The organism is Pseudothioclava arenosa (genome assembly GCF_002358085.1).
Lineage (GTDB): Bacteria > Pseudomonadota > Alphaproteobacteria > Rhodobacterales > Rhodobacteraceae > Pseudothioclava > Pseudothioclava arenosa.
In genome coordinates this window covers 20,935-34,323 of the sequence record NZ_NTJD01000013.1, presented here as the reverse complement: position 1 = coordinate 34,323, position 13,389 = coordinate 20,935, and the positions used below count along the sequence as shown (strand labels likewise).

The 13,389-nt window shown below is 63.0% G+C and carries 9 protein-coding genes and 1 tRNA gene; 2 read left to right on the top strand and 8 right to left on the bottom strand.

Annotation, left to right across the window (positions count from 1 at the left end):
• The 8 genes from CLN94_RS14230 to CLN94_RS13475 all read right to left on the bottom strand — a co-directional run.
• The coding region (locus CLN94_RS14230) for a M10 family metallopeptidase C-terminal domain-containing protein (RefSeq protein ID WP_143598938.1) at positions 1–1,516 on the bottom strand (1,516 nt) is incomplete at its 3' end.
• 32 nt (positions 1,517–1,548) lie between these two features.
• Positions 1,549–1,941 carry a hypothetical protein gene (locus CLN94_RS13505; protein ID WP_096434520.1) on the bottom strand — a complete coding sequence of 131 codons (393 nt, stop codon included), beginning with the start codon at positions 1,939–1,941 and terminating at the stop codon, positions 1,549–1,551.
• Between the two features lie 81 nt (positions 1,942–2,022).
• Positions 2,023–2,718, bottom strand: coding sequence for a monofunctional biosynthetic peptidoglycan transglycosylase (mtgA, locus tag CLN94_RS13500; protein WP_245845248.1), 696 nt, complete (start codon positions 2,716–2,718; stop codon positions 2,023–2,025).
• 158 nt (positions 2,719–2,876) lie between these two features.
• Positions 2,877–7,412: a glutamate synthase large subunit gene (gene gltB, locus CLN94_RS13495; RefSeq protein ID WP_096434516.1), complete on the bottom strand. Its 4,536-nt coding sequence runs from the start codon at positions 7,410–7,412 to the stop codon at positions 2,877–2,879.
• 109 nt (positions 7,413–7,521) lie between these two features.
• A complete protein-coding gene (locus tag CLN94_RS13490; protein WP_143598937.1) occupies positions 7,522–8,235 on the bottom strand; it encodes a hypothetical protein in 714 nt (237 codons plus the stop codon).
• Between the two features lie 41 nt (positions 8,236–8,276).
• The gene (locus CLN94_RS13485) at positions 8,277–9,710 is read right to left on the bottom strand and encodes an NAD(P)-dependent oxidoreductase (protein WP_096434512.1); all 1,434 of its coding nucleotides are present in this window, start codon (positions 9,708–9,710) and stop codon (positions 8,277–8,279) included.
• A 157-nt stretch (positions 9,711–9,867) separates the two neighbouring features.
• On the bottom strand, positions 9,868–10,668 hold the full coding sequence (locus tag CLN94_RS13480; RefSeq protein ID WP_096434510.1) for an undecaprenyl-diphosphate phosphatase: 801 nt from the start codon (positions 10,666–10,668) through the stop codon (positions 9,868–9,870).
• A complete protein-coding gene (locus CLN94_RS13475; protein WP_096434508.1) occupies positions 10,668–11,654 on the bottom strand; it encodes a complex I NDUFA9 subunit family protein in 987 nt (328 codons plus the stop codon). The genes CLN94_RS13480 and CLN94_RS13475 overlap by 1 nt, the downstream gene beginning before the upstream one ends.
• Positions 11,655–11,818: 164 nt before the next feature.
• Between CLN94_RS13475 and CLN94_RS13470 the strand changes: the two genes are divergently transcribed.
• Together CLN94_RS13470 and CLN94_RS13465 are read left to right on the top strand one after the other, a co-directional pair.
• Positions 11,819–11,903: transfer RNA gene (locus tag CLN94_RS13470), tRNA-Leu, on the top strand.
• A 165-nt stretch (positions 11,904–12,068) separates the two neighbouring features.
• On the top strand, positions 12,069–13,388 hold the full coding sequence (locus tag CLN94_RS13465) for a DUF2793 domain-containing protein (RefSeq protein WP_096434506.1): 1,320 nt from the start codon (positions 12,069–12,071) through the stop codon (positions 13,386–13,388).
• Position 13,389: the final 1 nt, after the last annotated feature.

Sequence of the window (13,389 nt, the reverse complement as noted above, 5' to 3'; positions counted from 1 at the left end):
AATCCCCCTGGTTGCCGCCATAAAGCGTGTCGTTCCCAACACCCCCATCCAGCGTATCCGCCCCGGCAGACCCGTAAAGAACGTCGTCCCCAGAAGAACCGTCAAGGTAATCGTTGCCAAGGCCGCCCCAGATCCCGTTATCGAGCTCATTCCCGATGATCGTGTCGTTTCCGTCACCACCAACGGCATTCTCGATCTCGGTTCCACGCGCAATCCCGAGGCTGCCGACGAGCCCGCCGATATCCGAGAAGGTCTCGGCGACAAGGCTGAGATAGTGATCGCCAAGGTAGCCGCTCAGGTCGATGGTATCGATGCCACCGGTGTCCGAGATCGTCAGCGCCACCGGATACCCTGCGTAATAGGGCGAGCTGGCGCCATCCTCGAGCGCGGCGAAGATCATAGCCATGGTTTCGCCAAGGGTGCTCCCGGTGCCCCAGGTGGTATCCCCGAAGGTCTCATCCGAAAGGCCATACATCTGCGCAATCGCGAGAATATCCGCCATCATCGGCGAAACGACATAGGCCTCGCTTGCGTCCACCAGCGTGTTATCGGCCTGGCTGAAATAGGACATGACCGAGATCTGCCAGCTGTCATTGGCAAAGGTCGCGTCGTAGGGGAATTCGGCCCAGCCGTTATAGGCGCCCTGGTGCCCAAGACCGAGCGCATGGCCGATCTCGTGGATGTAGGTCTGAAGCGAATAGCTATCGAAGGTGACGCCGTAGCTGTTGATCCAATCCACCGAAATGTTCACCTCGGCCGAGAGGATGGTTCCGCCGCTTGTGGTCGCGCTCGAGTAAGCGCCTGGTTCGGAATCGTCGAAGGTGATCTGCGCCGCGCCGGCGACCTCGGTGAATACGAGATCCGCATAGGTGGACCAGATTGCCAGCGCCCAGCGTGCAAGCTGCTGGCCCTCGGCCGTCAGCCCGGTCAGGTTCACGGTGATCTCGTTGGAGACCGACGTATCGAACTTGCGCGACGAGATCCCGTTATCGGCCCAATAGCCGTTGATCAGGTAATCCGCGAGTTCGTCCAGCGTGCCCGCGTCGGGCATGACGAACGGCGTGCCGAAGCTGGCATCCAAGGTGTAGGTGCCGGTACCGTTCGCATCGAAATAAGGCGAGGAGGACATGTCGAGATCATAGTATCCCGAAGTCGTCACCGTGACCGTCAGCGATGAGTCCCAGGTCAGGCCATCGTCATCGTTCTCGGCCACGAAATAGCCAGCGGGATCCCAGAGCACGAGGTAGGGGTCCGACAGCGAACCGCCCCCGCCATCAATGCCGCTAAGATCGAAGGTATAGATCGTCCCGGCGTCAAGCCAGATCCGCACCGTGTCTATGTCACCGGCGAAGCTGATCGATCCGAGGAACGTGTCCCCGGGCGAAAGGTAATAGACGTTACCGGAAGCCCAGTCGGAATCCGACGTCTCGATGATGGTCTGATAGGTCGTGACCGTGGTCACCTCGAAGGAGCAGCTTTCTTCACTCTGCGACTTCAGCACGCACATCGTACACATATCGAAACAACCTCCGGGGCTACTGCGGATCGTTATTCGGATCCGGGAATAAACTTGCTGTGCTCAAGCAGTTTGACAAAAAACTTCCTAACCATGGACTCTGACATTTTTTCGTCCATCACGGAAAATTCCAGTTCGGGGCCAGCTTGCCAATCGGTTTCGGAATGCCGCCAGCGCAATTGAGCGCCCAGCGCATTCACCCCGATCTCGGAGAGACTGAGCTGCAACTCGGGAGAAGTGCCGGGAGCGGCGTGGCTGATTGTCCAGTCGGGATGCTGGTTCCGCAGAACGGATTCGAAAAGCAGGCAATAGGCTGAAGGCGTCGCCTCGGTGCAGCTCAGGCTCCAGGTTTCGGCAGCATTTGCCGCGCCTGCGCCGAGGCCCGCCGCGCAGAACATAATCCGGACCACCCCTCGGAACCTCATGATTACCCCCGTGAACTTCCCCCAGTTTTTCCCTTTCCGGGAAAATTGCAACGGCCTTTTGGGGGGTTAGCCGATCACCGCTTACTCGAAACAGTCGGCGCGGCCATCGCGCAGGATCGTCTCGGCACCATCCACGATCTGGCTGGCCTTGCGCAAAACGAACTGGCTGGGTTTCGCGGCGGAACGGCCCTTCGGGTCGGGCAGGATCGCCGCCAGGAGCGCGGCCTGACGCGGGCTCAGGCGCTCGGGCGAGGTACGGAAATAGCGGAAGGCGGCGGCGTTGATGCCAAAGACACCTTCATCGAACTCGGCCACGTTCAGATAGACTTCAAGGATACGCCGCTTCGACCAGACCACCTCGACCACCGGCGTGATCATCGCCTCCAGCGCCTTGCGCAGCCAGCTGCGGTCCTGCCAGAGGAAGACATTCTTGACGACCTGCTGGCTGAGCGTCGAGGCGCCGCGCCCCGCGCCCTCGTCCAGCGCCTGCCGGATCGCGCGCATGTCAAAGCCCCAGTGCAGGCAGAAATTCGCGTCCTCCGCCGCGACGACCGAGCGCAGCATCACCGGCGCAATTTCCTCGACCGGGGTCCATTCGTGATCGACCGAACCGAGGCGGTGCGCCTCGGACCAGATCGTGAGCGTGGTGGGCGGGTTAACGAAGCTGAACAGCACGACAAGCGCCAGCAGCGCCGCCACCGCGGCCAAAAGCCCGCGGCCCAGCCATTTCAGCGCCCAGCGCAGCGGCGCACGCATCGAGGCCCACAGGCCCGCCATCAGGCCTGCGCGCGGAGTGGGTGCCTTTTTCTTGGATCGACTGCTCGCCATGACCCCATAAATCCCGCGACGCCGGGGCGGGTCAAGTGAAGACCGCACGGCAAAGGAAAGGGGGCGAGACCCGTGGCCCCGCCCCCCGATGACAAACGCGCTTAGGCTTATTCCGCCGGCATCGCGCTGGCCTCATCGGTCAGCGGATGGGGCAGGTGCACCAGCATCTCTTTCGGGCAGACCTGCAGGAAGTTGGCCTTCTCGGTCTCCCAGTGCTGCAGGATGTCCTGCGCCTTGCGCGAATAGGTCTCGGCGGCGTGACGCTCGATCAGGGTTTTCAGCTGATGCTCCCAATGCGCGTGGCCGAGGCCGCAGGTCACGAGGCTTTCGGGGTTGATGAAGTCCTCGGCGGTGCCATCCGGGTCATAGAGATAGGCCATGCCGCCCGTCATCCCCGCGCCGAAGTTCGCGCCGATCGAGCCGAGGATGACCGCGACACCGCCGGTCATGTATTCACAACCGTTCGAGCCACAGCCCTCGACCACCACCTTGGCACCCGAGTTACGCACCGCGAAACGCTCGCCCGCGCGGCCGGCGGCGAACAGGTAACCGTCGGTCGCCCCGTACAGCACGGTGTTGCCGATGATCGTGTTCTCGCTCGCGACCAGCGGGCTCGCCATCGGCGGACGCACCACGACGATACCGCCCGACAGACCCTTGGCGACGTAGTCGTTCGCATCGCCCGAAACCTCGATCTTGAGGCCCGGCGCCGCGAAGGCCCCCAGCGACTGCCCGGCAGACCCCGTCAACTTCACCGTCAGGTGGTCGGGCTGCAGCGCGTTGCGCATCCCGAAGTTCTTGACGATGTGGCTCGACGCGCGCGTGCCGATGGTGCGCAGCGTGTTGCGCACCGCGTAGCTGAGCTGCATCTTCTCGCCATCCTCGAAGAAGCGGTGACCATCCTTGATGATCTCGGCATCCAGCGTGTCGGGCACGTAGTTGCGCGGCTTCGAACGGTCGTAGACGATCTTGTCCCAGCCATCGACGGTGATCAGCAGCGGGTTCAGGTCGAGGTCATCGAGGAAAGCCGAACCACGGCTGACCTGGGTCAGCAAGTCGGCACGGCCGATGATCTCGTCCATCGAGCGCGCGCCGATCGAGGCGAGGATCTCGCGGACTTCCTGCGCGTAGAAGGTGATCAGGTTCACCACCTTGTCGGCCGAGCCGTTGAAGATCGCGCGCAGGCGTTCGTCCTGCGTGCAGACCCCCACCGGGCAGGTGTTCGACTGGCACTGACGCACCATGATGCAGCCCATCGCGATCAGCGCGGCGGTGCCGATGCCGTATTCCTCGGCGCCCATCATCGCAGCCATGACGATGTCGCGGCCGGTGCGCAGACCGCCATCGGTCCGCAGGGTCACGCGTTCGCGCAGGTTGTTCATCGCCAGAACCTGATGCGCCTCGGTCAGGCCCATCTCCCACGGCAGACCCGCGTATTTGATCGAGGTCGCCGGCGAAGCGCCGGTGCCGCCGTTGTGGCCCGAGATCAGGATCACGTCGGCCTTGGCCTTGGCCACGCCCGCCGCGATCGTGCCGACGCCCGACGAGGCCACCAGCTTCACCGTCACCTTGCAGCGCGGGTTGATCTGTTTCAGGTCGTAGATCAGCTGCGCGAGGTCCTCGATCGAGTAGATGTCGTGGTGCGGCGGCGGCGAGATCAGCGTCACGCCCTTGGTCGAGTGACGCAGGCGCGCGATCAGGTCGGTCACTTTCATGCCCGGCAGCTGGCCGCCCTCGCCCGGTTTCGCACCTTGCGCAACCTTGATCTCAAGCTCTTCGCAGGCGTTGAGGTATTCGGCGGTGACGCCGAAACGGCCCGAGGCCACCTGCTTGATCTTGGCGCAGGGGTTGTCGCCGTTCGGCAGCGGCACGTGATGCGCCGGGTCTTCGCCACCCTCGCCCGAGTCGGATTTCGCGCCGATCCGGTTCATCGCGATGTTCAGCGTCATGTGCGCCTCGGGCGACAGCGCGCCGAGCGACATACCGGGGGTGACAAAGCGCTTGCGGATCGAGGTGATCGATTCGACCTCTTCGATCGGCACCGGCTTGCCCAGCATCTTGATGTCGAGCAGGTCGCGGATGTGGATCGGCGGGTTCGACCGCATCAGGGTCGAATATTGCTTCCAGAGGTCATAGCTGGCGCGGTTGCAGGCCTGTTGCAGCAGATGCATGTTCTGCGCGCCCCAGGCATGGCTCTCGCCCGAACGGCGGGCCTTGTAGAAGCCACCGATCGGCAGGATTTCCTGACCCTGCACCCAGCCCTTGGCGTGGATTTCCTCCAGCTTGTGCTGAATGCCATGCAGGCCGATCCCCGAGATGCGCGAATGCATGCCCGGGAAGAACTCGTTGACCATGGCGCGCGACAGGCCCACGGCTTCAAAGTTCAGACCGCCACGGTAGGACGAGATCACCGAGATCCCCATCTTCGCCATGATCTTGAGCAGGCCGGCGTCGATCGCATCGCGGTAACGGCGCATGTTGTCGATCAGCGAGCCTTCCAGCAGGCCGCGCTCGATCCGGTCGGCGATCGTGTCTTCAGCCAGATAGGCGTTGACCGTGGTCGCACCGGCGCCGATCAGCACCGCGAAGTAATGCGCATCGATACATTCCGCCGAGCGCACGTTGACCGAACAGAAGGTCCGCAGGCCTTTCTTGGTCAGCCAGGAATGCACGGCCGAGGTCGCGAGGATCATCGGCATCGCGACTTTTTCCGGGCCTTGCTGTTCATCGGTCAGCACAAGATGCATCGCGCCCGAACGCACGGCATCCTCGGCCTCGCCGCGAATGCGGGTCAGGCCTTCGCGCAGCGCTTCCTGATCGGCATTGGCCGGGAAGGTGCAGTCGATTTCCGCCACACTGTCACCGAATTGCTTGCGCAGCGCGGTGAACTCGCCATTGGCGACGAATGGGCTTTCGAGCACGAGGATCTCGGTCTGCGAGCTGTCTTCGTCGAGCACGTTCTTGAGGTTGCCGAACCGCGTCTTGAGCGACATCACGCGGGTTTCGCGCAGGCTGTCGATCGGCGGGTTGGTGACCTGGCTGAAGTTCTGGCGGAAGAAATGGCTCAGCGGGCGGTATTGCTTGGACAGCACCGCCGGCGGCGTGTCGTCGCCCATCGAGGCCACGGCTTCCTTGCCATCCTCGGCCATCGGCGTGAGGATCTGCTCGATCTCTTCGATCGAGTAGCCCGCCGCGACCTGACGCTTGCGCAGCTCGGCGCCCGAGTGGAGCGCGACTTCCGGCTCGTCACGAAGGATGTCGTTCAGATCGACGATTTTCTCGATCCACTCGCCGAAGGGCTGCGACCCGGCAAGGCGGTTCTTGATGGCGGCGTCGTGATAGAGCTTGCCCTCTTTCATGTCGACGGCAATCAGCTGGCCCGGGCCAAGCGCGCCTTTCTCGACAACGCTGCCTTCGTCGGTCGGCACCATGCCGACTTCCGAACCGGCGATCAGCATGCCGTCGCCCGTCACCACGTAGCGCAGCGGACGCAGGCCGTTACGGTCAAGACCGCCGCAGACCCAGCGGCCATCCGTCATCGCGAGCGCGGCGGGGCCGTCCCACGGCTCCATCACGGCGTTGCAATAGGCATACATGTCCTTCCACGCCTGCGGCATGTTGTCGGAATGCGAGTAAGCCTCGGGGACCAGCATCGTCTTGGTCATCGGCGCCGAGCGGCCCGAACGCACCATCACCTCGAACACCGCATCCAGCGCGCCCGAATCGGAGGCCCCGGCGGGGATGATCGGCTTGATGTCCTCGGCCATCTCGCCAAAGGTCGTCGAAGCCATGCGGATCTCGTGCGACTTCATCCAGTTGATGTTGCCCTTGATCGTGTTGATCTCACCGTTATGCGCGAGCATGCGGAAGGGCTGCGCCAGCCACCATTGCGGGAAAGTGTTGGTCGAATAACGCTGGTGATAGATCGCGAAGGCCGATTCAAAGCGCTCGTCCTTGAGGTCCGGGTAGAACTCGGCGACCTGCTCGGCCAGCATCATGCCCTTGTAGATCAGCGAGCGGCAGCTGAGCGAACAAACATAAAGCCCCGCGACCTGCGCCGCGATCGCCGCTTTCTCGATACGGCGGCGAATGATGTAGAGTTCGCGCTCGAACTGCTCGTCGTCGATCGGTTTGTCACAACGGATCAGGATCTGCTCGATCTCGGGGCGGGTGGCATTGGCCTTGTCGCCCAGCACTTCGGTGTTCACCGGAACGTGGCGCCAGCCGTAGATATAGTGGCCCATCCGCAGAACTTCGGATTCGATGATCGTGCGGCAACGTTCCTGCGCACCGAAATCGGTACGCGGCAGGAAGACCTGACCAACCGCGATCAGCTTTTCGCGATCGGGCTCGTGGCCGGTGCGCTTGACCTGATCGTAGAAGAAGGGAACCGGGATCTGAACGTGGATGCCCGCGCCGTCGCCGGTCTTGCCATCGGCATCAACCGCGCCACGGTGCCAGATCGCCTTGAGCGCGTCGATGCCGTTTTCCACGACCTTGCGGCTTGCCTTGCCGTTCAGCGAAACGACCAGACCCACACCGCAGGAGGCTTTCTCGTCATCCGCCTTGTAGAGCGAGTTTTCGGCCATCCACTGGCGCTTCGCTTCCTCGGCTGCCACCCAGGCGTCATCATATTTCGTCATTTCAGTGCCTCCTTGAAGAGTGCGAAACAGGCATTCTGCGGTAGTTCGGGCGCGGTCGCTGTGCGTTGCGGCCAGCGCGCCGGTGATTGCGGTTGGAGCTGCGCCGGTGTCATTGCAGCCCCCGTGTGTCTGTCGGCAGGGCCGTCATCATCATATCGCAGCCGAATTTCGGCTCGGTCTCGCCGAAACCCTGCTCGCCTTCGAAGGCGAAAGTCATGGGCGCGTCCGAGCTTTGGAACGTCTCGCCCACGGCATTCTCGAAGGTTTCCGCCTCGGCAAAGAACAGGCGCAGCTCGCGCGAGACGAGCTGCATGCCGGAGCGGCGCGACAGGAAATTTCCGGCCTCGTCGCTCGCGACAAGATCGAAGCTGCAACGTTCGAGCGCCACGCCGTCGATGGTCACCGGCTGCGCCGCGAGCGAGTCGTAGCCCTGATAGCGCACGCGCTCGCCGAAATTGTTCAGCGTCACGAAGTCATATTCGTCGCGCCCTTCGGCGAGCAGCGCGTCGAACGAGGCATGATCGGTCGAGGCAGCCTCGTCGAGGCGATCGATTTCGCCGGTGGCGAGGTTCACGCTTTCGATCCAGCGCGTCTGCGGGTCGATGCGCGAGATGAAGTACTCGCCTTCATCATCCCAGTAGGAAATCCAGCGGTCACCGGGCGCATCCGCACAAACGTAATGGTTGGCGACCTGGCAGCTGCGCATCTGCACGGTCATCTCGAGCATGCAGCCCGCAGGCGGCTGAAACGTGCCGGCAGCATGCCCCGAGAGGGGGGCGAGGCCCCCTCCGAGCAGTGCCAGAATACGCAATGAAGCGTTCACGTCAGTCATCCTTTTGCGGGGCGCAGGCCTGTGGCCGCGCGTTACTCGGCGGCGACTTTCGCGGCGCCGTCGAGATATTTCACGATCGAGTCGGCGGCTTCGCGGCCGTCGCGGATCGCCCAGACCACGAGGCTCGCGCCGCGCACGATGTCGCCCACCGCGAAAACGCCGGGGATCGAGGTTTCATGCGTGCCGAAGCTGGCCTTGATCGTGCCCCAGCGCGTGGTTTCCAGATCGTCGGCATCCCATTGCTCGGGCAGGTTCTCGGGTTCGAAGCCGAGCGCCATAATCACCAGATCGGCGGGCTCTTCGTAGAGGCCGCCTTCGATCGGCTCGGGGCTCTGACGACCCGAGGCATCCGGTGCGCCGAGGCGCATTTTCTGCACGGTCAGCGACTGCACCGGGTTGCCCGCGAACGAGGCCGGCGCGGCCAGCCAGACGAATTGCGCGCCTTCTTCCTCGGCGTTCTGCACTTCGCGTTGCGAGCCCGGCATGTTGGCGCGGTCGCGGCGATAGAGGCATTTCACCGATTTCGCGCCCTGGCGGATCGCCGTGCGCACGCAGTCCATCGCGGTGTCACCGCCACCAATGACGACCACGTTCTTGCCTTCGGCATTCAGCGTGCCATTGGTGTATTCCGGCACGTCATCGCCGAAACTGAGTTTGTTCGAGACGGTGAGATAGTCGATCGCGCGCACGATGCCGGCCGCGTCCGAGCCCGGCTCGCGCAGGCCGCGGGTCTTGTAGACGCCGGTCGCGATGAGCACGGCGTCATGCTTGCCGCGGATCGCGTCGAAGGAAATATCGGTGCCGACATTGCAGTTCATCACGAACTCGACGCCCGAATCCTCGAGCTGCTTGACGCGCTGCATGACGACGTCTTTTTCCAGCTTGAAGCCGGGGATGCCGTAGGTGAGCAACCCGCCAGCGCGGTCGTAGCGGTCATAGACAGTGACCTGGACGCCGACACGGCGCAGCATATCCGCCGCCGCAAGGCCGCCCGGGCCCGCACCGATGATGCCAACCGTTTCCGCGCGTTCGGTCGCCGGCTTGATCGGCTTGACCCAGCCCATGTCCCAGGCGGTGTCGGTGATGTATTTCTCGATCGCGCCGATGGTAACGGTGCCGTGGCCCGATTGCTCGATCACGCAGTTGCCTTCGCACAGGCGGTCCTGCGGGCAAATGCGGCCGCAGATTTCCGGGAAGGTGTTGGTCGACTGGCTGATCGCGTAGGCCTCTTCGAGGCGGCCTTCGGCGGTCAGGCGCAGCCAGTCCGGGATGTTGTTGTGCAGCGGGCAGTGCGAGTGGCAGTAGGGCACACCGCATTGCGAGCAGCGCGAGGCCTGCTCGGTCGCTTTCGCATCGGCGAATTCGCGATAGATCTCGTTGAAGTCGTGGTTGCGCACAGCCGCGTCACGTTTCTCGGGCATTTCCTTCGTGGTCGTGACGAACTTGAGCATGCGTTGCTTGGCCATGGCTGCGCCTCCTAGATAAATCCGGCCAGCCCTCGTACACCCGAACGCAAGAAAAATAAAGTCAGCAATTGTGACTTAAATTGCGGAATTTTGCGGCCTGCCGCCGCGACATATGGTCAATTCCAGCAAAATTAGGTCAGGACATTATACCTAACGCCTAGTAACCCTGCACGAGTGCGAGGATTACGACCGAGCCGATGATGATTCGCCACCAGCCGAACAGGGCGTAGCCGTGGCGGCTGACGAAATCCAAAAGCCCGCGCACCACGAAAACCGCCGAGACGAAGGCAAAGACGAACCCGATGACGATCAGGTTCAGGTCATCCGCCGACAGGACATCACGATTCTTATAGAGATCATAGGCAAAAGCGCCCGCCATCGTCGGCATCGAAAGGAAAAAGCTGAATTCCGCCGCGGCGCGCTTGGAAACGCCCATCAACATGGCACCGACGATTGTCGCGCCCGAACGCGAGGTGCCGGGAATCATCGCAAGGCATTGAATCACGCCGATCTTGAACGCTGTCGACAGCGGCAGGTGCGACGCGTCGTCATAGTGCACCTCAAGCTTCCAGCGATCGACCAGCAGCAACACGATGCCGCCCAGGATCAGCATCACTGCGATCAGCATCGGCGTTTCAAACAGGACGCGCTTGATGATGTCATGGGCAAGAACGCCCACGACCACCGCCGGCAGGAAGGCGATCAGCACCGACAGGATAAACCGTCGGGCCTGCGGATCATGCGGCGCGGCACGGAAGGTATTGAACAAAAGACGCGCATAGACGCCGACAATCGCGAAAATCGCGCCAAGCTGGATCACGACTTCAAAGGCCTTGCCCGAGCTTTCGAACCCGAGGAAATGCCCAGCCAGCAGAACATGGCCCGTCGAAGAAACCGGCAGGAACTCGGTCAGCCCTTCGAGCAGACCGAGCAACCCCGCAACGATTGTGTCGTTCATCACGAGAGCTTGCGCAGATTCTTCGCAGAGGCGCGCAGGGCTTCGTACTGGCCATGCGGGCGGAAACGCCACAGGTAGTCGGGCAGAACCGCCGCGGCCGGGGTCGGCGTGATGCCAAGCTCGGCAAAGCCGTTCGCGTCCTGCGCCACGACATTGTCGCGCTTGAGGTTCTTGACCTGATCGCGGGTCAGGATCTTGTTGACGATCAGGCCGCCCGAAACGATCTGCACGAGGTCAAGCGCGCCGCCGATCACCGAACCGATGCCGAAGGGCAGGTTCAGGATCAGACGCTTGCGGTTGGTGATCTGGAGCATCTCGGCCATCAGATCCTTGAAGGTCGCGACATCAGGCCCGCCCAGTTCGTAGGTGCCGCTGGCCTGGCCCAGCACGGCCTTTTCGGCGGCCTGCGCGACGTCCTCGACCCAGACCGGCTGGAAGCGGGTGTTGCCACCGACTAGCGGCAGCACCGGAGTAAAGCGCGTCATCGTGGCGAATTTGTTGAAGAAACCGTCTTCGGTTCCGAAAATCACCGACGGGCGGAGAATCACAGCGTCGGGATAGGCGGCGAGAATCGCGTCTTCGCCTTCGGCCTTGGTGCGCGCGTAATCGCTTTCGGATTTCGCATCGGCGCCGATCGCCGAGATATGCACGAGGCGGCCAACGCCTTCCTCGGCGGCGATGCGGGCGATGCGGCCCGCGCCCTCGGTCTGAACGGCATCAAACTTGTTCTTGCCGCAAGCGACAAGGATACCCACGCAGTTCACCACCGCGTCCGCGCCCTTCATGGCGGCGCGCACGCTGACGTCGTCACGAATGTTGCAGGTGACCGGCTCGACCTGACCGACCGCACCGTAGGGTTTGACGAACAGCGCCTCGTTCGGGCGACGCACGGCGACGCGCACGCGCCAGCCCTGTTTTGCCATCCGACGAGCGATGTAGCGCCCCACAAACCCCGAACCGCCATAGATCGTGACCAGCTTGGACATCGGCTTCGGCCTTTCTGCATGTAGAAAATGTCGCACCTTGATTAGCGCCTCACCCCCCATGGAACAAGGGCAAAGGGATATTGGTTGAAACTTATGCAAGAAATTCTTCACAGCCCCCGTTGACAGCCCCCGCCGCCGGATATATCTCGCGCTCCACGACACCTGCCCAGGTGGCGGAATTGGTAGACGCGCACGGTTCAGGTCCGTGTGCCGCAAGGCGTGGAGGTTCGAGTCCTCTCCTGGGCACCATATCTCTAGAGCCCCGCATCCGGTCCGGATTGCGGGGCTCTTGATTTTCCGACGCCCGCCCAAAGCAAACGATAACAGATGGTTAATGCCGGGCGCGCTCCGGCTACGACATGTTTGCACCCGCTCGACAGGATGGCCCGCAATCACATCACGCGGGAGACTTGGATGTCGGACCTCTCTACTCGGCTGGGGCTGCCTTATCTGCAGCCATCGCAGGCGCAAAAGCATGTAACCCATAACGAGGCGCTGCAGACGCTGGATATTCTCGTGCAGCTCGTGGTGGAGGATTTCTACGCGAATCTTCCCCCCGAGGTGCCGGTTGAAGGGCAGGTCTGGGCGCTTGGCGTAAATCCGATCGGGGCTTGGGCGGGTAAGGGGCTGATGCTGGCGACCTGGCTGCAGGGCGCCTGGATCTTTGTCACGCCGCAAATCGGTTGGCGCGCGGCGCTTGGCACGGAAATTCGCCTCTGGGATGGCGGCGAATGGGCGCTGCCTGCGGCTGGCGATCTCGCGAATCTGGACGGTGTGGGAATCAACACCGGCTATGATCTGGTGAATCGCCTCGCGGTGTCTGCGCAGGCAACGCTGCTGACCCACGAAGGCGCCGGGCATCAGCTTAAGATTAACAAGGCGAATGCGGGCGACACCGCGAGCCTGCTGTTCCAGACCGGCTGGTCCGGGCGCGCCGAGATGGGCACCGCCGGCGCCGATGATTTTGCGATCAAGGTCAGCGCGGATGGCACGGCATGGCAGACGGGCGCGAGCTTTGACCCCGCGACGGGGCGCGCCAGTTTCCCGAATGGCGCGGAAGCCGCGAGCCTCACCCTGAGCGGCGCAGTGAACGGACCCGGCGCTGCGGCCCTCGGCGGGCTCCGCTGCGGCTATGGTGGCAGTGCGAATGCGATCGTGCTGAGCTACGGCGTGACCGCACTGGTTCCCGGGCTGCGCCTGCGCTTTACCGCCACGTCCTACAATACCGGCGCCACGACCATTAACCTCGATGGGCTCGGGGCAATCGCCTGCGTGACCGTGACGGGGGCGCCGCTGCCTGCGGGCTATATCCGCACCGACGCCGAAACCGAGGCGTTCTACACCGGTAGCACCTGGGTTCTGCGCCGCGCGCCCGAGCGGATCACCAATGCCAACGGCATTGCCTGGCGCTACGAAGATGGGCGGCAGATCTGCGAACACAGCTTTGACGCCGGCGACACGCGGGCGCAGGGCAATGGCACCTTCGACGACCCCTATCGCTCGGTGAACCTGAGCTGGAGCTTTCCGGCGGTGTTTGCCGCAGCCCCGAGCCATTTCAGCGGGCATTGCCGCACCCAGTCCTCCACCACTGCCCGCATCCAGTATCTGGTCGGTCGCCAGCTGACGACCACAGGGGCGAGCGAAATGTGGGTGGTGCGCGGCAGTTCCTCGAACACGGCAAGCAGCCTTGTGCCCACGGTGCTGCACCTGATCGCCTCGGGCGTCTGGTACTAAG

Bases quoted from the DNA above. Each gene is read 5' to 3' on its own strand.
- CLN94_RS13505 (WP_096434520.1), bottom strand. From the start codon at position 1,941: ATGAGGTTCCGAGGGGTGGTCCGGATTATGTTCTGCGCGGCGGGCCTC.
- mtgA (WP_245845248.1), bottom strand. From the start codon at position 2,718: ATGGCGGGCCTGTGGGCCTCGATGCGTGCGCCGCTGCGCTGGGCGCTG.
- gltB (WP_096434516.1), bottom strand. From the start codon at position 7,412: ATGACGAAATATGATGACGCCTGGGTGGCAGCCGAGGAAGCGAAGCGC.
- CLN94_RS13485 (WP_096434512.1), bottom strand. From the start codon at position 9,710: ATGGCCAAGCAACGCATGCTCAAGTTCGTCACGACCACGAAGGAAATG.
- CLN94_RS13480 (WP_096434510.1), bottom strand. From the start codon at position 10,668: ATGAACGACACAATCGTTGCGGGGTTGCTCGGTCTGCTCGAAGGGCTG.
- CLN94_RS13475 (WP_096434508.1), bottom strand. From the start codon at position 11,654: ATGTCCAAGCTGGTCACGATCTATGGCGGTTCGGGGTTTGTGGGGCGC.
- CLN94_RS13465 (WP_096434506.1), top strand. From the start codon at position 12,069: ATGTCGGACCTCTCTACTCGGCTGGGGCTGCCTTATCTGCAGCCATCG.